The sequence below is a fragment of the Pseudonocardia nantongensis genome, from assembly GCF_046546495.1.
Taxonomy (GTDB): Bacteria; Actinomycetota; Actinomycetes; order Mycobacteriales; family Pseudonocardiaceae; genus Pseudonocardia; species Pseudonocardia nantongensis.
On sequence record NZ_JBKGXT010000016.1, the window covers coordinates 48892 to 75488 of the forward strand.

Genomic DNA, 26597 nt, shown 5'->3' on the forward strand with positions numbered 1-26597 from the left:
ACGGCCCGGCGGACGGCGCCGTCAGGCCTTCGCGTCCGTCTTCTCGGCGGCCGCCGAGCCACCGTCCTGGTCGGACTCGGCGGGGGTCTCGGCGGGGGTCTCCGCGACCTCCCCCGGGACCTCGGCGGGCAGCTCCTCGGCGGCCCCCTCGTCGTTCTCGTCGCCGTCGCCGAGCAGGTCGGACAGGTCGACGGCGTCACCGTTCGGGAGCGTGATCGAGGCGGCCCGGACGGCGGTGATCAGCGCCTTGCTGCGCCGCACGTCCTGGTAGATCACGCCGAGCTGGCCGGCCTGCTGGATCTGCTGGACGAACTGCTCGGGCGCCATCCCGTACTGCTGGGCCTGGTACAGGATCCGCTCGGTCAGCTCCTGGTCGCCGACCGAGACCTCCTCGGAGTCCGCGAGCGCGTCGAGCACCATCCGGTAGCGGACGGCGTTCTCGGCCTCCTCGCGGGTCTCGGCGTCGAACTGCTCGCGGGTCTTGTCCTGCGAGGTGAGGAACTCGGCGAAGCGGTCCTCGTCGTGGTCGAAGGCGTGCACCGCGTCGTGCGTGCGGGTGTCGACCTCGGACTGCACCACGCTCTCCGGCAGCGGCACCTCGGCGCTCTCGACGAGCTTGTCGAGCAGCCGGTCGCGGGCCTGCGCGGCCTGCTCCATCCGCTTCGACTGGCCGACCCGCTCGCGCAGGTCCTCGGTCAGCTCGTCGAGCGTGTCGAACTCCGAGGCGAGCTGGGCGAACTCGTCGTCGGCGTCGGGCAGGTGGCGCTCCTTGACCGTGGTCACCTTGACGGTGATCTCGGCGTCGCGGTCGGCGTACTCGCCGGCCACCAGGGTCGAGGTGAAGGTCTTCTCCTCGCCGGCCGACATGCCCTCCAGGGCCTCGTCGATGCCGTCGATCAGACCGCCCTGGCCGACCTCGTAGGAGAAGCCGGTCGTGGCCGCCTCCTCGATCTCCTTGCCGTCGACCGACGCGGACAGGTCGATCTGGACGTAGTCGCCCTTCTGCGCGGGACGCTCGACGCCGGTCAGCGTGCCGAACCGGGCGCGCAGCTGGTCCAGCTGCTCGGTGACCTGGTCCTCGTCGGCCTCGACCTCGTCGACCTCGACGGCCAGCCCGTCCAGCTCCGGCAGCTCGATCTCCGGGCGCACGTCGACCTCGGCGGTGAACGCGATGCGCTCGCCGTCGGCGATCTCGGTGACCTCGATCTCCGGGCGGCCGATCGGGGTGAGCTCCTCCGCGGAGGTCACCGCCTCCTGGTACTTGGCCGGGATCGCGTTGTTGACGACCTCGTCGAGCACCGGGGCGCGGCCGATCCGGGCCTCCAGGATCCGGGCCGGGGCCTTCCCCGGGCGGAAGCCCGGGATCCGGACCTGCTGGGCGATCTTCTTGTACGCGCGGTCGAAGTCGGGCTTGAGCTCGTCGAACGGCACCTCGACGTTGATCCGGACGCGCGTCGGGCTGAGGTGCTCGACGGTGCTCTTCACGGTGGAACTCCCTGCAGTACGGACTTCTCGTGGAACGGGCCGCAGCTCGGCGACCTGGTCTGGGCACGCCCCCGCAGGCGACGACGTCGCAGCCGGTGGACGACCCCGGGGGGCCCGGGCGTCGCCTGCGGTCCCGCGATGAGCACGGCGGACGTGCTCGATACGACGGCGAGGGCTCGCGCGAGTCTAGGTGAGGGCGCTCCCGGCGCGTCGGGCCGGGCGGTGACGGCGCCGTTCAGCCGGGGCCGACCGGCCCGCCGGCGGCGACGTCGGCGACCGTCACCTCGACCCGCAGGTCCGGGTCGCCGAGCGTCCGGCGGACCCGCTCGGCGACCCCGTCGGCGATCCCGGCGAACGGGACACCGAGCGCGGCGACGACCGCGATCTCCACCGGTCCCGGCTCGCCGGGACCGGGCAGCCGGACGCCCCGGAGCCGGGCGCCGGGGAGGTAGGTGGCGATGCTGCCGAACGGGCCGCCGTCCAGCCGCAGCACCGCGGGATGCGCCAGCACGGCGGCGGCGACCTCGGCCGGTCCGGGCCGGCCTGCGCTGGAGTCGGTCACCGGCGCAGCGTAACCGCAGGTGGTCCCGGGCGGGGCCCGCGCACGACCGGCGGGGACGACGGCGGCGAGCACGGCGTCAGCGGGGGTGACAGCGGCGGCGCCCCGGGAGGATCCGGCCGGAACGCCGCCGCCTGCTGTTCGGGGGTGCCGCCGCGCGTGGCCGGCCGTGTCCCCTGCGTGTCCGCCGCGCGCCCGGGTCGCCCCGTCGCTACCGTCGGGCCAGCGGTTCCGGGTTACCCCGTTGGCCGCGGCGGCACACATCCGGGGCGCGCCGACCGGCCCCTGTACGAGGCTTCGACCAGCGACGGGGAGCGACGGACGTGCAGCTCATCGACCGGGCCGGGCCGGACCGGCCGCAGTCGGGCCGCACGCTGGACGAGCCCACCCTGGTCGCCCGCGCCCAGGACGGCGACGTCCGCGCGTTCGAGGAGCTGGCCCGCCGGCACCAGGAGGCGCTGTTCCGGGTCGCGGTGCGGGTGCTCGGCCAGCGCGCCGACGCCGAGGACGCGCTGCAGGAGGCCCTGATCGACGCCTGGCGCCGGATCGGTACGTTCCGCGGGGATTCCGCCTTCTCCACCTGGATGTACCGGATCGTGACGCACCGGTGCACCGCGTTGCTGCGGCGCCGACGCCGGACGGTCCCGCTGCCGGAGGACGACGCCCCCGGCGCGGAGCTGCTCGCCGGGGCCGGGTCGCCGGAGCGGGCGGCCGAGATGGACGCCGAGCTGCGCGCGCTGTCCCGGGCGGTCGCCGGACTGCCCGACGACCAGCGCACCTGCTGGGTGCTGCGGGAACTGGAGGGCCTGGGCTATGCCGAGATCGCGCAGATCACCCGAGCGTCGGAGACGGCGGTACGCGGCCGGATCCACCGGGCCCGGACGTCGCTGACCGGAAGGATGCGGGCATGGCGGTAGAGCAGGTGGAGCCGCTGGCCTGCGGCCGGGACGCCGCCGAGGTGTGGGAGCACGCGGCGGCCGGCACCCTCGACGAGCACGAGCGGTCCTGCCCGTACTGCGGGTCGGCCCGGGCCGGCCACGACCGGCTGGGCGCGCCGGCCGCCCGGATGGCGGCCGAGCCGCTGCGCCCGCCGCCGTCGGTGCTGGAGCGGGTGACCGGCGCGGCGGTGGCCGGGCTGCGCCCGCACGAGCTGCTGGAGATCGGGCCGGACGCGTGGCTGGGCCGCCCGGCCGCGGAGGCAGCCCTGCGACACGTCGTCGACTCGGTGGACGGGCTGCGCGCGCGGCACTGCCGGATCGAGCAGCAGGGCCCGGCCGGTCCGGTCCGGGTCGGCCTGACGGTGGCGGCGCGGGTCGGGGTGGACCTCCGATCAGTGACCGCCCGGGCCCGCCGGATGGTCGTCACGGCCGGGGCGGGCACCCTCGGCGTCCCGGTCGCCGGGGTGGACATCCACGTGGAGGACGTGTGGGAGGAGCCGACGGCCCCGGCCGGCCCGGCCGGCGGACCGGAGCCGGCGCCGTGACCGGGCCGGGCGTGCGGGTGCACGTGTCCGACCTGGCCGTCGCCCGGCTCGCCGCGCGGCGGGCGCGATCGGTACCCGGGGTGACGGCGCTGGTCGGCGACGTCGCGCAGACCCTGCTCGGGCTGGCCGCGAACCGGCTCCCCCGGGACCCGGTGCCCGACGAGCTGCGCACCGAGGGTGTCGTCGCCGCCGTGCACGGCGGCGAGGCCGACGTCCGGGTGACGCTCGGCGCCCGGCACGGCGTGCCGTGTGCCGAGCTGGCGGCCCGCGTGCAGCGGGAGGTGGCCGAGGAGCTCGCCACGGTGGCCGGGCTGGCCGCCCGGGTGCGGGTGACGATCGCCGACATCGACGTGCCCTACTGACGGCCGGTCAGGACGCAGTCCCCGCAGACACCGCCGCCGGGGACGCGGACGTAGAGGCAGCAGGACCGTCGGCGGAACGACCACTCGGTGTCCGGGTCGCCGGGATCGAGGCGCAGCAGCCTGCCGGTGGCCCCACCCGGCAGCGGCCCGCGCAGCGCCGGGTGCCCGACGAGCTCGTCGAGCAGCCCGACCAGTGCCGGGCGGGCCGTCCGGCGGACCGGTTCCAGGACCCGGGCCGCCCCCGCGATCGAGGACACGGCGTTGCCGCGCAGCACCCGCTCGGACACCGAGACCCGCTCCCGGACCGCCGCGTACAGCGGTTCCAGGTGGGTCGCGGCCAGTTCGCGGGCCAGCAGGTCGGCGGCACCGGCCGGATCGGTGACCGGGTCCGGCGTCCCTGCCGCGGCGGGGGCCCCGGAACCGTCCGGGGAGTCCGGGGCGGCGGCCAGCCCGGGCGCCCACGGGTCGTCGGCGGCAGGGCGCCGGTGCAGCGCCCCGAGGCCGGGCAGCACCCGGTGCAGGGCCACCGCGGCCAGCGGGAACGACACCAGGCGCGCCGCCATCCCCTGCACCGCGATCGACGCCGCCTCCCGACGGCCGCAGCGCAGCGACGCCGCCACCGCGTCGATCCGGTCGGACAGCGGGTCCGCCCCGGGCGACGGCGGCCGGTACAACGCGTCCCACCGGATCCAGCCCGGGTCGGGCGTCACGGGGAGCACCGGGACGGCGAACCACGGGCCGAGCTCCGCGACGTCGTCCAGCGCGCCGAGCACCGCGGGTGCCGGGGCCGGCGTCCATCCGGGTGGTACCGGTGCGCCGGCACGGTCGGAGGTGTCCATCGGGCCCAGTCTCCCCCGCCTCGCGGGCCCGCCGGGCCCGGTCGGTAACACCGCGCGCACCCCGGTCGATCCCAGGAGGCGAGAGGCCGTTCCCGGCCGATGGTCACGTCCGGCTCACCGTCCGGACACGGGACGGCAACGTCGACCTGCTGTGATGCGCAGCGATCCACATCACGGACCTGCCTTCGATCATCAGTAGCGCGCCCGGGCGGCGCCGTGCGACTCTGTGCTCTCGCCAGACCGCACTCGCCGGGGTGTGCGGTCGGACCGTGCCGCGGGAACGGCCGGGTGGACGTCAGTGCCCGGCCGCTCGTCGTGCCCGGACGAAGATCCAGCACTACCCCCACACCGGCACGGCACACCTGAACGGCCTACAACACGACGAGCCGGACGGGCCTCCGCTGTACTCTGGACTCCCTCTTCGGACCGCAGCGCGATGCCGCGGTCCTCCTCGTCCGATGCGGGTGTCAGGTGCACCGACACGACAGGAGGAGCAGTTGGCCGCGATCAGTGACGCGACGCCCGAGCGCAGCTTGCGTAGCGAGCCTCGGCACCGCCCCTCGCCCGGCGGGCTGTACGCCGCCGATCACGAGCACGACGCCTGTGGGGTGGCCATGTTGGCCGACGTCACCGGCCGTCGCGACCACGCCATCGTGCAGAAGGCCATCGAGGCCCTGCTGCGTTTGGAACACCGTGGTGCACGTGGCTCGGAACCCAACACCGGTGACGGTGCCGGGATCCTCATCCAGGTTCCCGACGAGTTCTTCCGCGAGGTCACCGACTTCGAGCTGCCCGGGCCGGGCAGCTACGCGGTCGGCATCGCGATGCTGCCGCAGGACGAGGGCGAGGCCGCGGCCGCGGTGGCGCGGGTCGACGAGCTGGCCGCCGAGGAGAACCTCACGGTGCTCGGCTGGCGTGAGCTGCCCACCGACCCCGACGCCGCCGACCTGGGCCCGACCGCCCTGGCCGCGATGCCGTCGTTCCGGCAGCTGTTCGTGGCCGGCATCGAGCTGACGACCGGCGGGGACGCCCCGGCCGGGATCGAGCTGGAACGCCGGACGTTCTGCCTGCGGAAGCGGATCGAGCACGGCACCGGCGCCTACTTCCCGTCGCTGTCCCCGCGCACGATCATCTACAAGGGCATGCTGGCCGAGCCGCAGGTCGCCGCGTTCTACCCGGACCTGGCCGACGAGCGGGTCACCTCGGCGCTGGCGATCGTGCACTCGCGGTTCTCCACGAACACGTTCCCGTCCTGGCCGCTGGCACACCCGTTCCGGTACGTCGCGCACAACGGTGAGATCAACACGATGCGCGGCAACCGGAACTGGATGGCCGCCCGCGAGTCGCTGCTGGAGTCGGCGAACCTGCCGGGAGACCTGCAGCGGCTGACCCCGGTGATCACGCCGGACGCCTCGGACTCGGCCACCCTCGACGAGGTGCTCGAGCTGCTGCACCTGGGCGGCCGCAGCCTGCCGCACTCGGTGCTGATGATGATCCCCGAGGCGTGGGAGAACAACACCGAGATGAGCCCCGCCCGACGGGCGTTCTACGAGTACCACTCCACGCTGATGGAGCCGTGGGACGGACCGGCGCTGGTGGCCTTCACCGACGGCACGCAGATCGGAGCCGTGCTCGACCGCAACGGCCTGCGCCCGGCCCGCTGGTGGGTCACCGAGGACGGCCTGGTCGTGCTGGCCTCCGAGGTCGGTGTGCTGGACGTCGCCCCGGACAAGGTGGTCCGCAAGGGCCGCCTCGAGCCCGGCCGGATGTTCCTCATCGACACCGAGCGCGGCAAGATCGTCGACGACGAGGAGATCAAGGGCGAGCTCGCCGCCGAGCACCCCTACGCCGACTGGCTGCACGCCGGCCTGATCCGGCTCGACGAGCTGCCCGAGCGTCAGCGCGAGATGCCCACGCACGACGCGCTGACCCTGCGCCAGCAGGCCATGGGCTACACCGAGGAGGAGCTGAACGTCCTGCTCCGCCCGATGGCCGTCACCGGGGCCGAGCCGATCGGCTCGATGGGCAACGACGCGCCGCTGGCCGCGATCTCGGAGCGGCCCCGCCAGCTCTACGACTACTTCAACCAGCTCTTCGCCCAGGTCACCAACCCGCCGCTGGACGCGATCCGCGAGGAGCTCGTCACCTCGCTGTTCAGCCAGCTCGGCCCGGAGCAGAACCTGCTCGACGCCACCCCGGCACACTGCCGGACGATCGTCGTCCCGTTCCCGGTGCTGACCAACGACGACCTCGCGAAGATCGTCGGGGCGAACGCCGACGGGGAGCTCCCCGGCTTCAACTCGCACATCGTGCAGGGCACCTTCCTCGCAGGCGACGGCGGCAAGGGCCTGCTGTCCCGGCTCGCCGAGATCAGGCAGGAGGTGTCCCGGGCGATCGAGAACGGTGCCCGGCTGATCGTGCTGTCCCAGCGCGGGGTGGACGCCGAGCACGCGCCGATCCCGTCGCTGCTGCTCACCGGCGCGGTGCACCAGCACCTGGTGCGCGAGCGCTCGCGCACCAGGGTCGGGCTGGTCGTGGAGTCCGCGGACGCCCGCGAGGTGCACCACATCGCGCTGCTGCTGGGCTACGGGGCCTCCGCGGTGAACCCGTTCCTGGCGATGGCCACCGTCGAGGACCTCGCCGAGCGCGGTGACGTCCCGGGCGTCGACGGCCGGACCGCGGCCAAGAACCTGGTCAAGGCGCTCGGCAAGGGCGTCCGCAAGACCATGTCGAAGATGGGCGTCTCGACCGTCGCCTCCTACACCGGCGCGCAGATCTTCGAGGCAGTCGGGCTCGGCCCGGACGTCGTCGACGCCTGCTTCACCGGGACCACCTCGCGGCTGGGCGGCGTCGGGTTCGACGTGCTCGCCGAGGAGGTGCTGGCCCACCACCGCCGGGCGTTCCCGGCGGACGAGGTGCGGGCCCACCACCGCGCGCTCGTCGTCGGCGGCGAGTACCAGTGGCGGCGCGAGGGCGAGCTGCACCTGTTCAACCCGCAGACGGTGTTCAAGCTGCAGCACTCGACCCGCTCCGGCCAGTACGACGTGTTCAAGGAGTACACGAAGGCGGTCGACGACCAGGCGCGGCGGTTGATGACGCTGCGCGGCCTGTTCGTCTTCAAGGAGGGCGAGCGGGCGCCGGTGCCGATCGACGAGGTCGAGCCGATCGAGTCGATCATGACCCGGTTCGCCACCGGCGCGATCTCCTACGGCTCCATCTCCCAGGAGATGCACGAGACCCTGGCGATCGCGATGAACCGGATCGGCGGCCGGTCGAACACCGGCGAGGGCGGCGAGGACCCGGACCGCTACACCACCGACGCGAACGGTGACTCCCGGCGCAGCGCGGTCAAGCAGGCCGCGTCCGGGCGGTTCGGCGTGACCTCGGAGTACCTGGTCAACGCGGACGACATCCAGATCAAGATCGCGCAGGGCGCCAAGCCCGGCGAGGGGGGCCAGCTGCCCGGCGGCAAGGTCTACCCGTGGATCGCGACCACCCGGTACTCGACGCCGGGCGTCGGCCTGATCTCGCCGCCGCCGCACCACGACATCTACTCGATCGAGGACATCAAGCAGCTCATCCACGACCTGAAGAACGCCAACCCGGCCGCGCGCATCCACGTGAAGCTGGTCTCCCAGGTCGGCGTCGGGACCGTGGCGGCCGGCGTGTCCAAGGCGCACTCCGACGTCGTGCTCATCTCCGGGCACGACGGCGGCACCGGCGCCTCGCCGCTGTCCTCGATCAAGCACGCGGGCGGGCCCTGGGAGCTCGGCCTGGCCGAGACCCAGCAGACGCTGATGGCCAACGGGCTGCGCGACCGGATCGTCGTGCAGGCCGACGGCCAGCTCAAGACCGGCCGGGACGTCGTCATCGCGGCGCTGCTCGGCGCCGAGGAGTTCGGCTTCGCGACCGCACCGCTGGTGGTCTCCGGCTGCATCATGATGCGGGTCTGTCACCTCGACACCTGCCCGGTCGGCGTCGCGACGCAGAACCCGGAGCTGCGCAAGAAGTTCGACGGCAAGGCCGCCTACGTCGTGAACTTCATGCACTTCATCGCGCAGGAGGTGCGGGAGTACCTGGCTGCGCTGGGCTTCCGCACGCTGGAGGAGGCGATCGGCCGGGCCGACGTGCTCGACGTCGACCCCGCCGCGCAGCACTGGAAGTCCCAGCACCTCGACCTGTCGCCGATCTTCCAGGTCGGCGACCACGGCGACGACGCCCCCCGCCGGCGGACCCGCGAGCAGGACCACGGCCTGGACAAGGCGCTGGACAACACCATGATCCAGCTGGCCGAGGGGGCGCTGCGCAGCGGCGACCAGGTCACCCTGGACCTGCCGGTGCGCAACGTGAACCGGACCGTCGGCACGATGCTGGGCTCGGAGCTGACCCGGGTGCACGGCGGCAAGGGCCTGCCCGACGACACGATCGACGTCACGCTCACCGGCTCGGCCGGGCAGAGCTTCGGCGCGTTCGTCCCGAAGGGCATCACGCTGCGGCTGGTCGGCGACACCAACGACTACTTCGGCAAGGGCCTGTCCGGCGGCCGGCTCACGCTGCGGCCGGACCCCTCGGCGCCGTTCTCCGCCGAGGAGAACGTCATCGCCGGCAACGTCATCGGCTACGGCGCGACCTCGGGCGAGATGTACGTCCGTGGTGTCGTCGGTGAGCGGTTCTGCGTCCGGAACTCCGGCGCGGTGGCCGTCGTCGAGGGCGTCGGTGACCACGGCTGCGAGTACATGACCGGCGGCCAGGTGGTCGTCCTCGGGCGGACCGGGCGGAACTTCGCGGCCGGCATGTCCGGCGGCGTCGCCTACGTGCTCGACCTCGACAGCAACCGGGTCAACCCGGAGATGGTCGACCTGGACCCGCTGACCGACGAGGACCGCTCGATCATCCGCGACCGGGTGGAGCGGCACCACGCCGAGACCGGCTCCGCGGTGGCGCACACCCTCCTCACGGACTGGGAACGCGCGGTCGAGCGGTTCGGCAAGGTCATGCCCAAGGACTACAAGCGCGTGCTGCTCGCGACGGAGAACGCCGAGCGCGAGGGGCGGGACGTGAACACGGCGATCATGGAGGCGGCTCATGGCTGACCCCAAGGGCTTCATGACCACCCCCCGGGAGAACCCGACCCGGCGGCCGGTGGACCTGCGCCTGATGGACTGGCGCGAGGTGTACGAGGACTTCCCGCGCGCGTCCCTGGAGTCCCAGGCCGGGCGCTGCATGAACTGCGGCATCCCGTTCTGCCATCAGGGCTGCCCGCTGGGCAACCTGATCCCGGAGTGGAACGACCTCGTCCACCGCCAGGACTGGCGGGAGGCGATCGAGCGGCTGCACGCCACGAACAACTTCCCGGAGTTCACCGGGACGCTGTGCCCCGCCCCGTGCGAGTCGGCGTGCGTGTTGGCCATCAACGACGACGCCGTGGCGATCAAGCAGATCGAGGTCGAGATCATCGACCGGGCATGGGACGAGGGCTGGGTGCCCCCGCAGACGCCGACGACGAAGACCGGCAAGAAGGTCGCCGTCGTCGGTTCCGGCCCGGCCGGGCTGGCCGCCGCGCAGCAGCTGACCCGGGTCGGGCACGACGTCGTCGTGTTCGAGCGGGCGGACCGCATCGGCGGGCTGATGCGCTACGGGATCCCCGAGTTCAAGATGGAGAAGTCCCGGCTCGACCGGCGGCTGGAGCAGATGGTCGCCGAGGGCACCCACTTCCGGGCCTCGGTCGACGTCGGCACCGACGTCACCGTCGAGCAGCTGCGGGCCGGCTACGACGCGGTCGTGCTGGCCGGCGGCGCCACGGCGTGGCGGGACCTGCCGGCCGACGGCCGGGACGCCGAGGGCGTCCACCAGGCGATGGAGTTCCTGCCGTGGGCCAACCACGTGCAGCAGGGCGACCTGGACGCCCCGCCGATCTCCGCCGAGGGCAAGGACGTCGTGATCATCGGTGGCGGTGACACCGGGGCCGACTGCCTGGGGACCTCGCACCGGCAGGGCGCCCGCTCGGTGACCCAGCTGGAGATCATGCCGACGCCGCCGGAGCACCGCACCGAGAACATGCCCTGGCCGACCTACCCGATGGTCTACCGGGTGTCCTCGGCGCACGAGGAGGGTGGCGAGCGGCTGTTCTCGGTCAACACCGCCGAGTTCGTCAAGGACGCCGACGGGAAGCTGACCGGCATCCGGATCGTCGAGGTGAAGCGCGGGGACTCCGGCTTCGAGCCGGTCGAGGGCACCGAGCGGGAGCTCCCGGCCCAGCTGGTGCTGCTGGCCATGGGCTTCGTCGGCCCGGAGAAGGGCAGGCTGCTCACCGACCTCGAGGTCGAGCTGGACGAGCGCGGCAACGTCGCCCGCGACGACGGCTACATGTCCAGCGCCGACGGCGTGTTCGTGGCCGGCGACATCGGCCGCGGGCAGTCGCTGATCGTGTGGGCCATCTCCGAGGGCCGTGCCGCGGCCGCCGGGGTGGACACCTACCTGACCGGCCGGACCGTGCTGCCCCGGCCGATCGACCCGACCGACCGGCAGATCGGCTGACACCGGCCGCTGCCACCGGGCGGCAACCGGTCGAGGGCCCGTACCGCGCGGCGGTGCGGGCCCTCGCCGTCGCTACTCCACGCGTTCCAGCTCGAAGGCGTCGTCGCCGATCCAGATCCGCACCCCGTCGCCGTCGTCGGTGATGTAGCCGTCCTCCTCCTCGCCGAGCTCACGGATCGCGCCGAGGGCACGCCGGCTGAACTCGACGACGCCGTCACCGGCGTCCACCGGGCGGTACTCCGGAGCGAGCCGCGCCGTCCGGCACTCGGTGGACAGCCACGCCGCGTTCTCCGGGCCGACCTCGCCCCGCCAGCATTCGTCGCGCATGCGTCGAGTATGGCCTCGATCACCCCGCCCGTCGCGAGCGCCCTACCGGCGATCGCGGGCCCGGGTTCCGGAACCGATTCCGTCACCGTCCGTCGCGAGCGGGCCGCCGCTCGCGGTCCGACCGCCGGGAAGCACAACTCGACGCCGGCTCGTGCGTTGAACCATGCGACCGGCACCTGCAGAACCGGGAGCCCCTGTGAGTGCCGGCACCATCGCCGACATCGGGTACCGCGGTGTGAACCGCGGTCCCGGTGCCCGGCGGTGTATCCCAGCCAGAACCGGTCAGTCCGCCGCGGGCACCGGCTCGCGGGTCTCCGGCACCGGCACGGCGGACCGCCCGGGGCACCCCGTCCGCAGCCGCTGCGCGAGCGCGAACGTGCTGGTCGTCAGGACCGCCATCACGCCGCCGGCCAGGATGCAGAGCAGCGGGTTCCCGCCGGTCACCGGGCCCAGCACGAGACCGATCACGATCATGTAGGCGCCCCACAGCATCGAGCTGACCAGCGAACCCGCCAGGAACAGTCGCGCCGGCAGCCGCATCCGGCCTGCCGCGGCGGTGCTCACCAGCCGGCCGCCGGGCATGAACCGGGACGCGGCGAGCGAGGTCACCGGACGGCGGAACAGGTTCGCCCGGACCCAGCGGGCGATGCCGTAGCGGTCGTCGCGCTGCCGGGGCAGCATCCGGTGCGAGCCGCGGCCCAGGCCGTAGGCCACATGGTCGCCCAGCATCGAACCGGTCGCGGCGGCCAGGAACAGTCCCGCCAGCATCGGGACGTCCCACCCCACGGTCGCGGTGGCGATGCCGGACATCAGGACGGTCTCGCTCGGCAGCACCGGCAACGGGCCGTCGACGGCGATCATCAGGATCAGCACCGGGAGCAACCACGGGCTCTGCAGCACGGAGGAGACGAGCGCCAGCGGGTCCACGACGGCTCCCTCCGGCGGTCTGGTCGGTCTGGTCGGCCACTCCACCGTCGCAGACCGGCGGTGCACGGGAACGGGGGCCTGCCCCCGGAGATGCCTTCCGGGCCGCCGATGAGTTCGCCGACGGGTGCCGGTCGTAGGGGTGAGCGCTGCGGAAAGGCCGTGGCGACACACCTCGGAGGCCACCGTGACCACGCATCCCGCCACCCGGCGCCCGTCGCTCTCCCCCGCCGCCCACCGCGTCCTGTGGGTGCTGCAGATCCTGCTCGGGTTGTTCTTCGTCGCGGCCTCCGCGCTGCCGAAGCTGTTCGGCGAGGCGACCGCGGTGGAGATCTTCACCGAGATCGGGGCCGGCCAGTGGTTGCGGTACGCGATCGGCCTCCTCGAGCTGGCCGGGGGGATCGGCCTGCTGCTGCGCCGGTTCGCCGGTCCGGCCGCCACCGGTCTGGTGCTGCTGATGATCGGGGCCGCGCTCACCCAGGCGTTCGTGCTCGACGGCGGCCTGCTGGTCCTGACGCCGATCGTGCTCGGTCTGCTCTGCGCGCTGATCGGCTACGGGCGCCGGGACACCCCGGTGCGGCTCGGCGCCGCAGGTGCGGACCGCTGACCTGCGGCATCGGGTTTCGCACCGGTAGGACCGGGAACCCACCCGGTGAGATCGGCACCGGAGCACCGGTGCCACCGGAGAACCCGTACAGGAGGCGACACCGCCATGGCCGACCGTCACGTCAAGCCGGTCGACGACGGCTGGACCGTCGAGAAGGACAACGCCCAGCGCCCGAGCGCGCGGACCACCACCCAGGCCGAGGCGATCAGCCGCGCCGTCGAGATCATCGCGAACGACGGTGGCGGCAACCTCATCGTCTACGGCACCGACGGGGCGGTGCGCGAGCGCCGCGCGGTGGACTCCGGCTCGGACGACGGCCCGGCGACGGCGGAGACCGCCACCCGGGCGGCCGCGTCGGCAGCTGCCACCGGTGCGAAGGACACCGCCGGAAAGGCCGCCGACACCGCGGGCCGGACGGCCGGCTCCGTCGCCGGGGACGCCTCCACCACCGCGAAGAAGGTGGCCGGCGAGGCCCGCTCCGGTGCAGGCAAGGCCGCCGAGGAGGCCCGGTCCGGTGCCGCGTCGGTCGCCGACGAGGCCGACGAGGGCGCGAAGGACGCGCAGCAGGCCGGCAAGGCCGCGGCGTCGGCGGCGAAGGCGACCGGTGAGCAGCTGGCCGACACCGCCGCCCGGACCGGCAGCCAGGTCGCCGGCGAGATCGGAGGCTCGGCGAACCGCTCGGCCGCCTCCGTGCGATCGGCCGCCGACAAGGGCGCCGACCAGGCCGTCCGCACCGCGGATCGGGCCGCGCGGATCGGTGACCGCGCCGAGAACGACCTCGACGACACCGGGGCCCGGCTGGCCCGCCGGCTCTACGACGACGGCGAGCGCGTCGCCACCCGCCTGGACGCCCTCGCTGCCCGGGTCTACCGCCCGCTGAACCCGGTCCGGTTCGGCAGCCGGGTCGCCGCCGGCGCGGTGGCCACCGCGTTCGGCGTCACCGGCGCCGTCACCTCCGGGGCGGGCCGCCTGCTCCGCGGTGGGGCCCGCCGGACCACCGGCCGCTAGGGACCGGCCCTGCCGTCCGCCGGGGCACCGGTCAGGACGGCAGGGTCAGCACGTAGTCGCCGGCCTCGTCGCTCCACTGCATGTCGATCAGCTCCCGCGCCCGGGCCGCCTTGGCGAACGATAGGAAGCTGCCGAAGCCGTACCGCTTCTCCGAGAATCCGGGTACCCGCTTGCGCAGCTGGTCCTTGAGCCCGGACAGCTGCGGCGGGGCGGACTGCGTCGACAGCGCCCGGACCACGTCGACCAGCTGCGCGAACGCGTCCTTGTCGGCGTCCGGGTCGTCCGGAATGCCGATCTCCGGGTCGCCCTGCGCCGTGCCCGCGGTCAGGGTCACCGCACCCTGGCCCTCCAGGTGGCGCAGCAGCTCGCCGAAGCCGCGGAAGCCGTGGTCGGCCTCGTCGAACGTGGGGTCCTTGCGCAGCACCGCCCGCTTCAGCCGGGACGCCAGTACCGGGCCGTCGGCGTGCCGCATCAGCCCGGTCAGCGTGCTGACCACCAGCGCGGCGACGTCGCGCTCCTCGGCGCCGGTGGTCGCGGTCTCCTCGGCCGAGCCGTCGGAGAAGGACACGTCGAACGGGTCCTGCGGCGGCACCCGCTCCGGCGCCGGCGTCGGCGCGGCGGTTCCGGACGGCGACCCGCCCACCGGGCCGGTCGTCCCGGTCGCCGGTGCGGCGGCCGGGGCCGGCGCGGCCGCGGCGGCCGGGACCCGGCCACCCCGGCGGCGCCGCGCCGGGGCCGGTGCCTGGCTCGGCTCGACACCCGGCAGCCGGTCGTAGAACAGGAACTCGTCGCAGGCCGGGGGCAGCAGCGCCGACGTCGAGGACTGCACCCCGATCCCGATCACCCGCTTGTCCAGCTCGCGCAGCTTGTGCATCAGCGGGGTGAAGTCGGAGTCGCCGGTCGCGATGGCGAACGTGGTCACGAACTCCCGCTCGTAGGCGAGTTCGATCGCGTCCACCGCGAGCTTGATGTCCGCGGCGTTCTTCCGGGAGCCACCGATCCGCTGCGGGATCTCGATCAGCTCGACCTGGGCGCGGGCCATCAGCCTGCGGTCCTCGTCGAACGCCGACCAGTCGGCGTAGGCCCGGCGCACCACCACCCGGCCGCGCTCGGCCAGGGCGTCGGCGACCGGCCCGAAGTCGAACGGGACGACGCCGAGACCGTCCCGGGCCCCGATCGCGAGGTTCTCGTAGTCGAGCAGCAGGGCGATGCGTTCGTCCTCGTGTGCCACCGCGGAAGACTAATCCCGCTGCCCCGGACGGGCCCGACCGGCACGGCGCCGAGGACCGCGCCGACCTGCCGGCGGTCGCGGACACGGTGATCACTCGGTCGGGGCGCTGACCCCCCAGTACTCGACGGCCTTGCCCTCGGCGATGCGCAGGATGTCGTTCCCGACGAACTCGGCGGGCCCGCCCGACATCCGCCCGGTGCCGCGCCAGCGCCCGGCGACCAGGTCACCGTCGCAGAGCGGTCCGATGTCGACGGCGAAGTGCGGCCCGTCGAGCATCGCCCGGGTCTCGTCGATGATCGCCTGCAGCTCGTGCGGGCCGCGGACATCGCGGTCCGGCCAGTGCCCGACGAAGGTGTCGGCGACGAGGTCGATCGCGGCCGCCCGGCCGTTCCACAGCTCGTTGATCCAGTGCAGGTACAGGTCGCGGACGTCGCGGCTCACGGGGTGCTCCTGAGGTCGGTGCGGGTTCGCCGCCGTCAGGTACCCGGGCCGGTGGGCACCCATGCGGCGGCACGGAACAACGCGGCCGCCGTGCCGGTTGTCCCGGACATGTCGGACACCCAGGAGCCGGTCGTCACGCACGCGCCGGAACGTAGCCGCTACGAGATCGCCCTGGACGGACAGCGGGTCGGGGTGGCCGCCTACGTCGACGACGGCGAGCGGCGGATCTTCCACCACACCGAGATCGACGACGCGTACGGCGGGCGCGGTCTGGCCGGGACGCTGGTGCGCGCGGCGCTGAGGGCCACCCGCGACGCCGGGAAGCGGATCGTGCCGGTGTGCCCGTACGTGCGGCGCTGGGTCCGCTCGCACGACGACGTCGCCGACGTGCTGGATCCGGTCACCCCGGAGGCGATCGAGATCGTGGAGCGGGCGGCGGGATGACGGCCCGGGTGTGGATCGACAAGCAGTCTCCCGAGGTGTTCTCGGCGATGACCCGGGTCGTGACGGTGGTCCGCGAGCAGGCGGCCCGGGCGGGTCTGGACCGGGCGCTGCTGGAGCTGGTGAACGTCCGGGTCTCGCAGATCAACGGTTGCGCCACCTGCCTCGACCAGCACTGGCGGCAGGCGGTCGCGGCCGGTCTCACGCCGCAACGGCTCGCGGTGCTGCCCGCGTGGCGGGACGTCGACCTGTTCGACGGCCGTGAGCGTGCCGCGCTGGAGCTCGCCGAGGCCGTCACCCGCACCGCGGACGGGCATCTCGACGACGACGCGTACACCCGGGCGCGCGCGGACCTCACCGACGACGAGACGTCGATGCTGGTCTGGGCGGCGATCACGATCAACTCGTTCAACCGGATCTCGATCCTGTCCGGCCATCCGATCCGCGAGCGGGACGCCGACGGCCGGGTGGTCCCCAGGGAGAAGGTCACCCGGTGAGCAACGTCGAGCTCGCACCGGAGGAGATCGTCTGCGGTGGCGACCGGGCCGGTGCCCAGCTGATCGAGCCGCGCGAGGTCCCGCTCGGCGGTCCGCGGGCGATGAGGGTGCGCCGCACGCTGCCGCGGCGGGCCCGGTCGTTGATCGGGGCCTGGTGCTTCGTCGACCACTACGGCCCGGACCGGGTCGCGGCGACCGGCGGGATGAGCGTGCCCGGGCATCCGCACACCGGGTTGCAGACCGTGTCCTGGCTGTTCGGCGGCGAGATCGAGCATCGGGACACGACCGGCGCGCACGCGCTGGTGCGGCCCGGCGAGCTGAACCTGATGACCGCGGGGCGCGGGATCGCGCACTCCGAGTACTCGACGCCGGGCACCGACCTGCTGCACGGCACGCAGCTGTGGCTGGCGTTGCCCCGGCAGGACCGGGAGACCGCCCCGGCCTTCGAGCACTTCGCCCCGCCACTGCGCGACGCCGACGGCGCCGGCGTGCGGGTGTTCCTCGGTTCGCTGGGCGGCGAGACCTCGCCGGTCGCGACGTTCTCCCCGCTGCTCGGCGCCGAGGTGACCGTGCCGGCAGGTGGCCGGGTCCGGCTGCCGCTGGATCCGGGTTTCGAGCACGGCGTGCTGGTCGACACCGGGACGGTCACCGTGGCGGGTACCACGGCGGCCGGCGGGGAGCTGGTCTACCTGTCGCCGGGCGGGTCCGACGTGGACCTGCGGGCCGGTGACGACGACGGGGCCCGGCTGCTGCTGCTCGGCGGTGAGCCGCTGGGCGAGCGGATCGTGATGTGGTGGAACTTCGTCGGTTCCGACCACGACGAGATCGTCGCGTTCCGTGAGCAGTGGCAGCGCGAGCGCGCCGCCGGCGGGGTCGCCGACGGCCGCTTCGGCGCCTTCCCCGACACCTGGCCCTCGACGCTCCCGGCGCCGGAGTTGCCGAACGCACGGCTCAACCCCCGGGGCTGACCCGCGGCCGTCCGGCATACTGCCGCCATGGTCACCGGAGGCACGCTCCCCCAGGCCGGACCCGCCGTCACCTGCCGCGCGCAGGCGGTCGGGGTGCCGGAACACCCGCAGCCCACCACGCCGGGAGCGCGCCGATGAGCGCCGCCGGGCTCACGGCCGCCGGCACGCTGCTGTTCGTCCCCGGGCACCGCCCGGAACGCTTCGACAAGGCCGCCGCGGCCGGCGCCGGGGCCGTCGTCCTCGACCTGGAGGACGCCGTCGGGCCGGACGAGAAGGACGCCGCCCGGGAGCACGTGCGGGCCTGGCTGGCCGCCGGCGGCACCGGTGTCGTGCGGGTCAACAGCGCGGACACCCCGTGGTACGCCGACGACCTCGCCGCCGTCGCCGGCGCGGCCACCGCGGTGATGCTGCCCAAGGCCGAGGACCCGGCGGTCGTGCGGGCGACCGCGGGCTCCGCCGGTGCGGTGCTCCCGCTGATCGAGACCGCCCGCGGCGTGTTCGACGCGCGGGCCGTGTGCGATGTCCCGGGCGTCGTGCGGCCGGCGTTCGGCAGCGTCGACCTCGCCGCCGAGCTGTCCGTCGACCCGGCTGACCGGTCGGCGTTGCAGCTCGCCCGGCAGACCCTGGTGCTCGCCGCCGCGGCCGCCCGCGTCGGCAGCCCCGTCGACGGGGTGACCACCGCCTACCGGGACGAGGAACTGCTGCGCGCCGACATCGCGCACGCCCGGGCGCTCGGCTTCGGGGCGAAGCTCTGCATCCATCCGGCCCAGGTCGCGGTCGCCGAGCAGGCCTACCGCCCCTCCGACGACGAGCTGGACTGGGCCCGGCGGGTGACCGCCACCGCCGGCACGTCGGTCGGCACCGTGGACGGGCAAATGATCGACAAACCGGTCCTGGAGCGGGCCAGGGCGGTCCTGGCGCGAGCAACCCCCTGACCGGGTGAGCGCCCCCGCCGGCGTCCAGCGGTCGCGGGCCGCGCAGCACGCTGCGATGCTTCGGGTGCGGCGTCGGACGCCGCTACCGGAAGGACGTGCTACGGATGAGCGACGGGGAGCGCCCCTTCACCGAGGGCGACACCGACGGCACCGCTCCCGGGCCTGCCCTGCGGTTCGAGCGCGCGCACGACCCGTCGGGGGCGGTCGTGCTGCGGGCGATCGGCGCGATCGACGACGACACCTCGCCGGACCTCTGGGTCGAGATCGGCGTCTGGTCCGAGGAGCACGCCGACCTGATCCTGGACCTGTCCGGGGTGGACTTCCTCGGCACCGCCGGGCTCACCTCGCTGCTCACGGCCCGGGACACGATCGACGCCGAGGGCGGCCGGTTGCGCGTGACCGTCGGCGGGTCCCGCCCGGCGCGACGGGCCCTGCAGGTCACCGGGGCGATGGAGCTCTTCGACGTCGTCGACCGCATCCCCGAGGAGCCGGCCGCGCGCCCGGCGCTGCTGTTCCTGGTCCCGCACCCCGACGGCCGGCCGACCGGCCGGTAGATCCACGCCCGTCATCGATGCGTCGCGCGCATCGCGCAGCCGAGCAATGGGCATTTCACACATCGGGCCCGGCGGGACGACACTGGCCGGGCCACCACCGCAGGACCGGGAGACAGTAGGGGACATGGCTGCGCTGAACGCCGAGGAACAGGCCGTCGTCGACACCGTGCGCGATTTCGTCGATCGCGAGGTGAAGCCCCAGGTCAACGAGCTGGAGCACGCGAACACCTACCCCGAGAAGTGGATCGAGCAGATGAAGGAGCTCGGGATCTACGGGCTCGCGATCCCCGAGCCGTGGGGCGAGGCCCCGGTCTCCATGCCCTGCTACGCCCTGGTCACCGCGGAGCTCGCCCGCGGCTGGATGAGCCTCGCCGGCGCGATGGGTGGGCACACCGTCGTCGCCAAGCTACTCGTCGAGTTCGGCACCCAGGAGCAGCGCGACCGCTACCTGCCCCGGATGGCCACCGGCGAGCTGCGGGCCACGATGGCGCTCACCGAACCCGGGGGCGGCTCCGACCTGCAGAACCTGACCACCCACGCCACCCGCACCGACGACGGCGGGTTCCTGGTCAACGGGTCCAAGACCTGGATCTCCAACGCGCGCCGCTCCGGGCTGATCGCGCTCCTGTGCAAGACCGACCCGGCCGCCGAACCCAAGCACAAGGGCATCTCGGTGCTGCTCGTCGAGCACGGACCCGGGCTCACCGTCTCCCGCGACCTGCCCAAGCTCGGCTACAAGGGCGTCGAGTCCTGCGAGCTGAGCTTCGACGACATGGCCGTGCCGGCCGACGCCCTGCTCGGCGGCACCCCGGGCAAGGGCTTCTCGCAGATGATGAAGGGCCTGGAGACCGGCCGGATCCAGGTCGCCTCCCGTGCCCTGGGCGTCGCCGACGCCGCACTCGCCGACGCCCTGCGCTACGCCCAGGAACGCGAGAGCTTCGGCAAGCCCATCTGGCAGCACCAGTCGATCGGCAACTACCTCGCCGACATGGCCACCAAGGTCACCGCCGCCCGCCAGCTGATCCTCTACGCGGCCGACAAGTACGACGCCGGCGAGCGCTGCGACATGGAGGCCGGCATGGCGAAGCTGTTCACCTCCGAGATCGCGATGGACGTCGCGCTCAACGCCGTCCGGATCCACGGCGGCTACGGCTACTCGACCGAGTTCGACGTCGAGCGCTACTTCCGGGACGCCCCGCTGATGATCGTCGGCGAGGGCACCAACGAGATCCAGCAGGGCGTCATCGCCGCGCAGCTGGTCAAACGCGGCGGGCTCGACCGGCACTGACACCGGATCGCGACGGTCCGATGCGCCGCGCGCATGATGGTGCGGTGACCACCATGGACGAGCTCGAGTGGTTCGTGGTGCTGGCCGAGACCGAGCACATGACCCGGGCCGCGGACCGGCTCTCGCTCGCCCAGCCGACCCTGTCCCGTGCTCTGGGCCGGCTGGAGCGACGGGTCGGGGCGCCGCTGTTCGACCGGCTGCACCGGCGGCTGCGGCTCAACCCGTCCGGCGAGATCATGCTGGAGCACGCCCGGCGCAGCCTGGCCGAGCTGGCGGCCGCGCAGGAACGGATCGAGACCCTGCGCGACCCGGAGCGCGGCACCGTGCGGCTGGCGTTCCTGCACTCGATCGCGGGCTGGCTGACCCCGGAGGTGCTGCGCGGGTTCCGCGGGCAGGCCCCGGGCGTCACCTTCGAGCTGACCCAGGCCGTCGGGCACGAGATCGCCGAGCACCTGCGGGCCGGACGGGTGGACATCGGCCTGACCGCACCCCGCCCGGATGGCGACGACCTGGCCTGGACCGGGCTGCAGCGCGAGCAGCTGTGCCTGGCCGTCCCGGCCGACCACCCGCTGGCCGGGCGGGACGATCTCGGGCTGGCCGCGGCGGGGGACGAGCCGTTCGTGACGCTGCGCGAGCCGATCGGGTTCCGCCGGCTCACCGACGAGCTGTGTGCCCGGGCCGGGATCGAGCCGCGGATCGCCTTCGAGGGCACCGAGATCGGCACCCTGGAGGGGTTCGTCGCGGCCGGGCTCGGCGTCGCCGTCGTGCCGGAGCCGCGCCCGCACCGGGCCGAGCCCGGGGTCGCGTACCTGCGGCTGACCGACGAGGCCGCGCACCGGATGATCGGCCTGGCCTGGCTGGCCGAGCGTCCCCGGCCGCCGGTGGTGGCCCGGTTCGCCGAGCACGTCACCGCGCGGTTCGGGACGCCCTCCGGGGCCGGAGCCGACGATGCTCCCGGCACCGGACCGGACGGCCTATCGTCGCTCGCATGACGAGCACGGACACCGGTGGTCACCGCCTCTTCGCCGCCCTCTACGACCGGTTGAGCGCCCCGGTGGAGCGGGCTGTGCTCGGGCCGCGACGGGCGGAGCTGGTCGGCCCGCTGACCGGGACCGTGCTCGACGTCGGCGCCGGGACCGGCGCGAACCTGCCGCACTTCCGTGCCGCCGAGCGGGTCGTCGCGACCGAGCCCGACCCGGCCATGCGGCGCCGGCTGACCGAGCGGGTGCGCGCCGCCGCGGTGCCGGTCGCGGTCGGCGACGCGGGTGCCGAGCGTCTCCCGCACCCCGACGGGGCGTTCGACGCGGTCGTGTTCACGCTCGTCCTGTGCACGGTCGGGGATCCCGCCCGCGCACTGGCCGAGGCGTACCGGGTGCTGCGCCCTGGCGGGCGGCTGGTCGCGCTGGAGCACGTGCGCGGCTCCGGCCGGCACGCGCGCCTGCAGCGCCGGCTCGACCCGCTGTGGACCCGGATGATGGCGGGCTGTCACCTGGACCGGGACACCGGCGCGGCGATCCGGGCCGCGGGGTTCCGCATCGAGCACGAGGAGCGGTTCACCGTCGAGCCGAGCTGGAACCCGACGTCGTCGGTGCTGCAGCTCACCGGCAGCCGCTGAGTCCTCCCCGTCAGCCGCCGACGATCCCGGCCAGCCGGTCGAGCGACGCGCGGAGCCGGTCCGCGGTCGTCGCACGGGCCCGGTCGAACCGGGTCGGATCGGTCAGGCCGGACCAGTCGTAGGTGTGGCGGACCCGGGTGTGGCCGGCGTCGAGCGGCTCGAACTCCCAGCGCCAGAGATGCCCGGGCGGTTCCTGGCCGGGCTCCGCGGGCAGCCAGGCGATGCGGCGCCCCTCCTCGAACTCGACGACGTGGTTCTCCCGGACGGCACCGTCGTGGGTCAGCGTCATCGCGAACGTCTCGCCGGTGCCCCGCACCCGCTGGTTCGCCGCGGCCTCTGCGAGGTTGTCGTTGCCGTCCCAGCGCGGCTGCTGGGCGGGATCGGCGACCAGCTCGAAGAGCCGCTCGGCCCCGGCGGCGATCTCCCGCCGGCTGGTCACGACGGTGGCAGTGTGCTCGGTCACGGCCCCAGTGAAGCATCCGCGCGGCTCGCGCCCCACGAGCACGGCCCCCGGGACCACGGCGGGTCCCGGGGGCCGTGTGTGCGCAGCGGTGATCAGCTGGCGGAGTCGCCCGCGCCGGACTCCTGACCGCAGTTGTCGGACTGGTCGGTGGTCGAGTCGCCGCTCTTGGTCTCGGCCTCGCCCAGGACGCCCAGGGCGCCGGTCAGGCCGTTGCCCGCGGCCGCGTCCTCGACCGGGACCTGGACGCCCAGCACGTTGACCGGGACGTTGTTGTTGCAGGCCTGGACCGGGACGTTGATGTCGTTGCCGTTCAGGCCCGACACCAGGCCCTCGGCGCTCTTGTCGATGCCGCTCTCGGACCCCTTGTGGTCGCCCTTGTCGTCCTTGCCGCCGTCGGCGAACGCCATCGGGCTGACCGCGAGCAGCGAGGCCGCGGATGCCGCGACGACGATTCCAGCCTTCTTCAGCACAGTGCACTCCTGATGTGTTGTCGGCCGCCCGATGAGCGCCCGTCTCCTGTCGGCACACGGATAGGCGGGAGCCCGTACCGACTGCGCCGCAACATATTTCCGAGATCCGATCGAAGACAAATCCTGCAATGCTTTCGTGTGAATACATTACTGCGAGTGCAGATACGGCTGAGTTCGACCTCTTTCGACGGTCGTCGTTCCGCTCATTTCTGGCATCGGTGTCGACCGGGGGTCAACGCCGTCACCCCGCGGCATGAGACCGGATGTGGAATCGCCCACCGCGACCTGCCGGCGCACCGCCGAGAGGTGGCGCACCGGCAGGCCGGTCCGGTCGTCAGGGGTGGCGGGTGCGCAGCAGCGCGGGCACCAGCACGGCCACCGCGAGGTGCACGAGGAACAGCGCCACCTGGGTCCCGGGCGTGGCGTTCACGAAGAAGATCGGGATCATCGAGGCGGTGACCACCACCACCGCCAGGGTCACCCAGATCCGGCTCGCGTGCCGGGTGAGCCGCTCGAGCAGGGCGAGGCTCCCCCAGCCCAGCAGTGCCGCGACGAGCGTGACCACCGCGGTGGTGCTCGCGTCGATCACCACCGCGCCGGACGGGTCGCTCAGGACGTAGTCGGCACCGGCGAGCAGGCCGGCGCCCCAGACGGCGAGCGTGACGACGACGGTCGTGCCGACGCCGGCCAGGCGGAGCAGCCGGCGCCGGGCCGCCGTCGAGAGGGAGGGGGTCGAAGGGACGGTGTGGACGGTCTCGGTGTCACTCATGGAGCGAGCATGTGACCTGAAGCTGAGTTCAGGTCAATGGCCCCGGCTCGGGAACGTCGGGCAGGGATGTCAGCGCTTGTCCGGGACGCCCCGGTAGGTCCGCCAGGACGGCGCGATCAGCCACCCCGCGTCGACCGGGATGTTGGCCCCGGTGATGGCCGACGCCGCGTCCGAAGCGAGGAAGCACACGGCGTCCGCGACCTCCTCGGTCCGCACCATCCGGCCGAGCACCGAGGCCTCGACCAGGTTGGCGGGGTCCCGCTGCCCGTTGTCGATCTGCTCCTGGAGCAGCGGGGTGAGCGTGTAGCCGGGCGACACCGAGTTCACCCGGACCCCGGAACGTCCCCACTCGGTCGCCAGGTCCGCGGTCATCGCGATCACGGCGGCCTTGGCCGGGGTGTAGGAGTGCAGCGGCATCGACCGCATGCCGGCGATCGACGCGATCGTCACGATGTTGCCACTGCCGCGCAGCGCCATCCGTCTGCCCACCGCGACCGCGCACAGCCAGGTGCCGCGCAGGTCGACGTCGAGGACCTTGTCCCACATGGACTGGTCCAGCTCCTCCGGCGGCAGCGGTGGCTGGGTGATCCCGGCCGAGGTCACCAGCACGTCGATCGGGCCCGCGATCTCCTCGGCCCGGTCGACCGCGGCCGTGACCGACTCCTCGGAGGTCACGTCCATGACCACCGCACGGCCGCCGACCTCGGCGGCGAGCGCACCCGCCCGGTCCTCGGCGATGTCGGCGACGACCACCGACGCCCCGGCAGCGGCCGACCGGCGGCAGACCTCGGCGCCGATCCCGCTCGCGCCACCGGTCACGAGGACCACCCGACCGGAGAGTGCTGCCGTCATTGGACCGCTCCTGTCTGTTCTGTTCACCGGACCGGCGTGGACATCGGTGTCGGCCGGTTTCCCCGAGGTCTACCCGACCGGACCCGCGGGGTGGAAGGGATCGGCGGTCAGCCCTCCCCGCAGGAGCAACCGCTGGATCTTCCCGCTGGGCGTCTCTGGCAGGGTGTCGACGAAATGCACCTGCCGGGGATAACGCCGAGCTGCGGACCTCGCCGCCCGGGTCGAGGATGACGAGCTCCGCGCGGCCGTCCTCGGCGTCGCCGGACGGCTGGCCGCCGACGACGCCGAGCCGGCCGATCCGGTCACCCTCACCCGGCGCGAGCTCGACGTCGTGGCGCTGCTCGCCGGCGACCGGGCCGTCGCGAGGTGGTCGTCGAGGCACGGCGGCGGGTGCTGCTGCCCTGATCCGGGCCGGCAGCGCGGGTCAGGGCCGGTTCACCCCATCCCGGGCGACGGCGGCCAGCCACTTCTTGAGCAGCACGGTCTCCGGGACGCCGAGCACGTCGTTGTCATCGGGGAGGCCACGCAGGACGGTTGCCGCGGCTCCGGCCGGCGTCGCCGTCCCGTCCGGCGCGCCACCGCCCCCGGTGATCGCGGCCAGGGTGGCCTCCCGCATCCCGGCCGACAGACCCGGGTCGGGCTCGCCGGTGATGATCTGCTGCAGGGTCACTCCGACGTTCGCCGCGAGGATGTGCGCCGTCGCCCTCTCGGGGTCGACGACGAGCCGGCCCCGCCGCTGCGCCTCCCGGGCCAGGCCCAGCAGGATCTTCGCGGGCCGCGCCTGCGCCGCCGGCTGCCGCCCGGGCGTCACCTGGCCGTACATCAGGGCGTAGAAGCCGGGGTTGGCCAGGCCGAACGCCACGTGCGCGTCCCAGCCGTCACGCAGGTCCTGGATCGGGTCCCCGCTCGACTCGTGCGCCTGCTTCTCCGCGAGGTACTGCTCGAAGCCGTGCTCGACGACGGCGTCGAGCAGCCCCTCCTTGCTGCCGAAGAAGTGGTAGAGCGTGGGCAGCCGCACCCCGGCCGCGTCGCAGATCGCGCGCAGCGACACCGTCTCGCCCGGGGAGGCCGCGATCAGGTCCGCGGCCGCCCGGAGCAGCCGGTCCCGGGTCCCCCCGGATCGCTGGTCACTCACGGCACAACTGTAGGTCGACACCGCGGCGGCGCGTGGTCGCTGCGTTCAGCGAGTGGTGTAACCACCGTTGGCGAAGATGGTCTGCCCGGTGATCCACCAGCCCTCGGTCGCGAGGAACCGCACGATCGGCGCGATGTCCTCGATCCGGGTGAGCTGGTTGCCCATCGCCTGGGACTTGTGGAATTCGACGCGCTCCGGGGTCTCCTGCGGGTAGAAGAACGGCGTGTCCATCGGGCCGGGGGCCACGCTGTTCACCGAGATCCCGCGCTCGGCGAACTCCTTCGACGCCGCCCGGGTGAAGTGCTCCACCGGGGACTTCCCGCCCGCGTAGGTCGAGTAGCCGTCGGTGAACGCGGCGAGCAGCGCGGTCACGATCGTGACCACCTTGCCGTGGTCGGCCAGGCTCCGGCCCGCCTCCTTGATGAAGAAGTAGGCGGCCTTGGAGTTGATGTCGAACATCGAGTCGTACTCGGCCTCGGTGGTCTCCACGATCGGCTTGCGCAGCACCTTGCCGACGGTGTTGACCGCGACGTCGATCGGGCCCAGCGAGCCGGTCGCGTCGGCGAACAGCTGCTCCACGTTTGCCGGCACCGTCAGGTCGCCGCTCAGGATCACGCCCTCGCGCCCGGCCGCCTCGACCGCCTTCAGCGTGTCCTCGGCCTCGGCGCGGGAGGGCTCCGAGTTGTAGTGGATCGCGACGTTCGCCCCGGCCTCGGCCGCCTGGCAGCTGATGAGCCCGCCGAGGTTCTTCCCGCCGGCGGCGACGAGCACGTTCTTGTCCTGCAGCGTGTGCGCGGTCATGGCTAC

The 26597-nt window shown here is 73.6% G+C and carries 28 protein-coding genes; 15 read left to right on the forward strand and 13 right to left on the reverse strand.

The window, feature by feature from the left end:
* Positions 1-21: 21 nt before the first annotated feature.
* On the reverse strand, positions 22-1485 hold the full coding sequence (gene tig / locus ACLFMI_RS17910; protein WP_410949024.1) for a trigger factor: 1464 nt from the start codon (positions 1483-1485) through the stop codon (positions 22-24).
* Between the two features lie 235 nt (positions 1486-1720).
* Positions 1721-2047 carry a hypothetical protein gene (locus ACLFMI_RS17915; protein WP_410949025.1) on the reverse strand — a complete coding sequence of 109 codons (327 nt, stop codon included), beginning with the start codon at positions 2045-2047 and terminating at the stop codon, positions 1721-1723.
* 320 nt (positions 2048-2367) lie between these two features.
* Between ACLFMI_RS17915 and ACLFMI_RS17920 the strand changes: the two genes are divergently transcribed.
* From ACLFMI_RS17920 to ACLFMI_RS17930, 3 genes are read left to right on the forward strand one after another with little or no spacing between them, the layout of a single operon-like run.
* Positions 2368-2961, forward strand: coding sequence for an RNA polymerase sigma factor (locus ACLFMI_RS17920; RefSeq protein ID WP_410949026.1), 594 nt, complete (start codon positions 2368-2370; stop codon positions 2959-2961).
* Positions 2952-3527 carry an Asp23/Gls24 family envelope stress response protein gene (locus ACLFMI_RS17925; protein ID WP_410949027.1) on the forward strand — a complete coding sequence of 192 codons (576 nt, stop codon included), beginning with the start codon at positions 2952-2954 and terminating at the stop codon, positions 3525-3527. The genes ACLFMI_RS17920 and ACLFMI_RS17925 overlap by 10 nt, the downstream gene beginning before the upstream one ends.
* On the forward strand, positions 3524-3889 hold the full coding sequence (locus ACLFMI_RS17930) for an Asp23/Gls24 family envelope stress response protein (protein ID WP_410949028.1): 366 nt from the start codon (positions 3524-3526) through the stop codon (positions 3887-3889). The genes ACLFMI_RS17925 and ACLFMI_RS17930 overlap by 4 nt, the downstream gene beginning before the upstream one ends.
* Here ACLFMI_RS17930 and ACLFMI_RS17935 read toward each other — a convergent pair.
* Positions 3883-4728: a (2Fe-2S)-binding protein gene (locus ACLFMI_RS17935; protein WP_410949029.1), complete on the reverse strand. Its 846-nt coding sequence runs from the start codon at positions 4726-4728 to the stop codon at positions 3883-3885. The two genes, ACLFMI_RS17930 and ACLFMI_RS17935, sit on opposite strands and share 7 nt — an antisense overlap.
* A gap of 506 nt (positions 4729-5234) precedes the next feature.
* On the opposite strand from ACLFMI_RS17935, the gene gltB reads away from it, so the two are divergent.
* Both gltB and ACLFMI_RS17945 read left to right on the forward strand, forming a co-directional pair.
* A complete protein-coding gene (gltB, locus tag ACLFMI_RS17940) occupies positions 5235-9821 on the forward strand; it encodes a glutamate synthase large subunit (protein WP_410949125.1) in 4587 nt (1528 codons plus the stop codon).
* Entirely contained in the window at positions 9814-11265 is a 1452-nt protein-coding gene (locus tag ACLFMI_RS17945) for a glutamate synthase subunit beta (RefSeq protein ID WP_410949030.1), read from the forward strand. Before gltB ends, ACLFMI_RS17945 begins: the two co-directional genes overlap by 8 nt.
* 72 nt (positions 11266-11337) lie before the next feature.
* Here ACLFMI_RS17945 and ACLFMI_RS17950 read toward each other — a convergent pair whose 3' ends face one another.
* Positions 11338-11592: a hypothetical protein gene (locus ACLFMI_RS17950; protein WP_410949031.1), complete on the reverse strand. Its 255-nt coding sequence runs from the start codon at positions 11590-11592 to the stop codon at positions 11338-11340.
* A 282-nt stretch (positions 11593-11874) separates the two neighbouring features.
* Complete coding sequence (locus tag ACLFMI_RS17955) at positions 11875-12519, reverse strand: DedA family protein (protein ID WP_410949032.1); 645 nt, start codon at positions 12517-12519, stop codon at positions 11875-11877.
* A gap of 184 nt (positions 12520-12703) precedes the next feature.
* On the opposite strand from ACLFMI_RS17955, the gene ACLFMI_RS17960 reads away from it, so the two are divergent.
* Both ACLFMI_RS17960 and ACLFMI_RS17965 read left to right on the forward strand, forming a co-directional pair.
* Positions 12704-13123 carry a DoxX family protein gene (locus tag ACLFMI_RS17960; RefSeq protein ID WP_410949033.1) on the forward strand — a complete coding sequence of 140 codons (420 nt, stop codon included), beginning with the start codon at positions 12704-12706 and terminating at the stop codon, positions 13121-13123.
* Between the two features lie 105 nt (positions 13124-13228).
* Positions 13229-14131 (forward strand): DUF2188 domain-containing protein, encoded by a 903-nt coding sequence (locus tag ACLFMI_RS17965; RefSeq protein ID WP_410949034.1) that lies wholly within the window; start codon positions 13229-13231, stop codon positions 14129-14131.
* Between the two features lie 31 nt (positions 14132-14162).
* On the opposite strand, the gene ACLFMI_RS17970 is transcribed toward ACLFMI_RS17965, so the two are convergent.
* Together ACLFMI_RS17970 and ACLFMI_RS17975 are read right to left on the reverse strand one after the other, a co-directional pair.
* Positions 14163-15362: an NYN domain-containing protein gene (locus ACLFMI_RS17970; RefSeq protein ID WP_410949035.1), complete on the reverse strand. Its 1200-nt coding sequence runs from the start codon at positions 15360-15362 to the stop codon at positions 14163-14165.
* Positions 15363-15452: 90 nt separating this feature from the next.
* The gene (locus tag ACLFMI_RS17975; protein WP_410949036.1) at positions 15453-15803 is read right to left on the reverse strand and encodes an ester cyclase; all 351 of its coding nucleotides are present in this window, start codon (positions 15801-15803) and stop codon (positions 15453-15455) included.
* Positions 15804-15911: 108 nt separating this feature from the next.
* Here ACLFMI_RS17975 and ACLFMI_RS17980 point away from each other — a divergent pair, with 108 nt between their 5' ends.
* From ACLFMI_RS17980 to ACLFMI_RS18015, 8 genes are all read left to right on the forward strand, one after another.
* A complete protein-coding gene (locus ACLFMI_RS17980; protein WP_410949037.1) occupies positions 15912-16247 on the forward strand; it encodes a GNAT family N-acetyltransferase in 336 nt (111 codons plus the stop codon).
* Entirely contained in the window at positions 16244-16741 is a 498-nt protein-coding gene (locus ACLFMI_RS17985) for a carboxymuconolactone decarboxylase family protein (RefSeq protein WP_410949038.1), read from the forward strand. The genes ACLFMI_RS17980 and ACLFMI_RS17985 overlap by 4 nt, the downstream gene beginning before the upstream one ends.
* Positions 16738-17709: a pirin family protein gene (locus tag ACLFMI_RS17990; RefSeq protein ID WP_410949039.1), complete on the forward strand. Its 972-nt coding sequence runs from the start codon at positions 16738-16740 to the stop codon at positions 17707-17709. Before ACLFMI_RS17985 ends, ACLFMI_RS17990 begins: the two co-directional genes overlap by 4 nt.
* 134 nt (positions 17710-17843) lie before the next feature.
* A complete protein-coding gene (locus ACLFMI_RS17995) occupies positions 17844-18644 on the forward strand; it encodes an HpcH/HpaI aldolase/citrate lyase family protein (protein ID WP_410949040.1) in 801 nt (266 codons plus the stop codon).
* A 104-nt stretch (positions 18645-18748) separates the two neighbouring features.
* Positions 18749-19198 carry an STAS domain-containing protein gene (locus tag ACLFMI_RS18000; protein WP_410949041.1) on the forward strand — a complete coding sequence of 150 codons (450 nt, stop codon included), beginning with the start codon at positions 18749-18751 and terminating at the stop codon, positions 19196-19198.
* A gap of 124 nt (positions 19199-19322) precedes the next feature.
* A complete protein-coding gene (locus ACLFMI_RS18005; protein ID WP_410949042.1) occupies positions 19323-20486 on the forward strand; it encodes an acyl-CoA dehydrogenase family protein in 1164 nt (387 codons plus the stop codon).
* A 53-nt stretch (positions 20487-20539) separates the two neighbouring features.
* Complete coding sequence (locus ACLFMI_RS18010) at positions 20540-21478, forward strand: LysR family transcriptional regulator (RefSeq protein ID WP_410949126.1); 939 nt, start codon at positions 20540-20542, stop codon at positions 21476-21478.
* On the forward strand, positions 21475-22101 hold the full coding sequence (locus tag ACLFMI_RS18015; RefSeq protein ID WP_410949043.1) for a class I SAM-dependent methyltransferase: 627 nt from the start codon (positions 21475-21477) through the stop codon (positions 22099-22101). Before ACLFMI_RS18010 ends, ACLFMI_RS18015 begins: the two co-directional genes overlap by 4 nt.
* Before the next feature lie 10 nt (positions 22102-22111).
* On the opposite strand, the gene ACLFMI_RS18020 is transcribed toward ACLFMI_RS18015, so the two are convergent.
* The 6 genes from ACLFMI_RS18020 to ACLFMI_RS18045 form a co-directional block, all read right to left on the reverse strand.
* The gene (locus ACLFMI_RS18020) at positions 22112-22564 is read right to left on the reverse strand and encodes an SRPBCC family protein (RefSeq protein ID WP_410949044.1); all 453 of its coding nucleotides are present in this window, start codon (positions 22562-22564) and stop codon (positions 22112-22114) included.
* 92 nt (positions 22565-22656) lie between these two features.
* Positions 22657-23034, reverse strand: a complete 378-nt coding sequence (locus ACLFMI_RS18025; RefSeq protein ID WP_410949045.1) for a hypothetical protein — start codon at positions 23032-23034, stop codon at positions 22657-22659.
* A 334-nt stretch (positions 23035-23368) separates the two neighbouring features.
* Positions 23369-23803 carry a DUF6069 family protein gene (locus ACLFMI_RS18030; RefSeq protein ID WP_410949046.1) on the reverse strand — a complete coding sequence of 145 codons (435 nt, stop codon included), beginning with the start codon at positions 23801-23803 and terminating at the stop codon, positions 23369-23371.
* A 69-nt stretch (positions 23804-23872) separates the two neighbouring features.
* Complete coding sequence (locus tag ACLFMI_RS18035; RefSeq protein ID WP_410949047.1) at positions 23873-24655, reverse strand: SDR family NAD(P)-dependent oxidoreductase; 783 nt, start codon at positions 24653-24655, stop codon at positions 23873-23875.
* A gap of 424 nt (positions 24656-25079) precedes the next feature.
* On the reverse strand, positions 25080-25790 hold the full coding sequence (locus ACLFMI_RS18040; RefSeq protein WP_410949048.1) for a TetR/AcrR family transcriptional regulator: 711 nt from the start codon (positions 25788-25790) through the stop codon (positions 25080-25082).
* A gap of 45 nt (positions 25791-25835) precedes the next feature.
* Complete coding sequence (locus ACLFMI_RS18045; RefSeq protein ID WP_410949049.1) at positions 25836-26591, reverse strand: SDR family oxidoreductase; 756 nt, start codon at positions 26589-26591, stop codon at positions 25836-25838.
* Between the last annotated feature and the right edge of the window lie 6 nt (positions 26592-26597).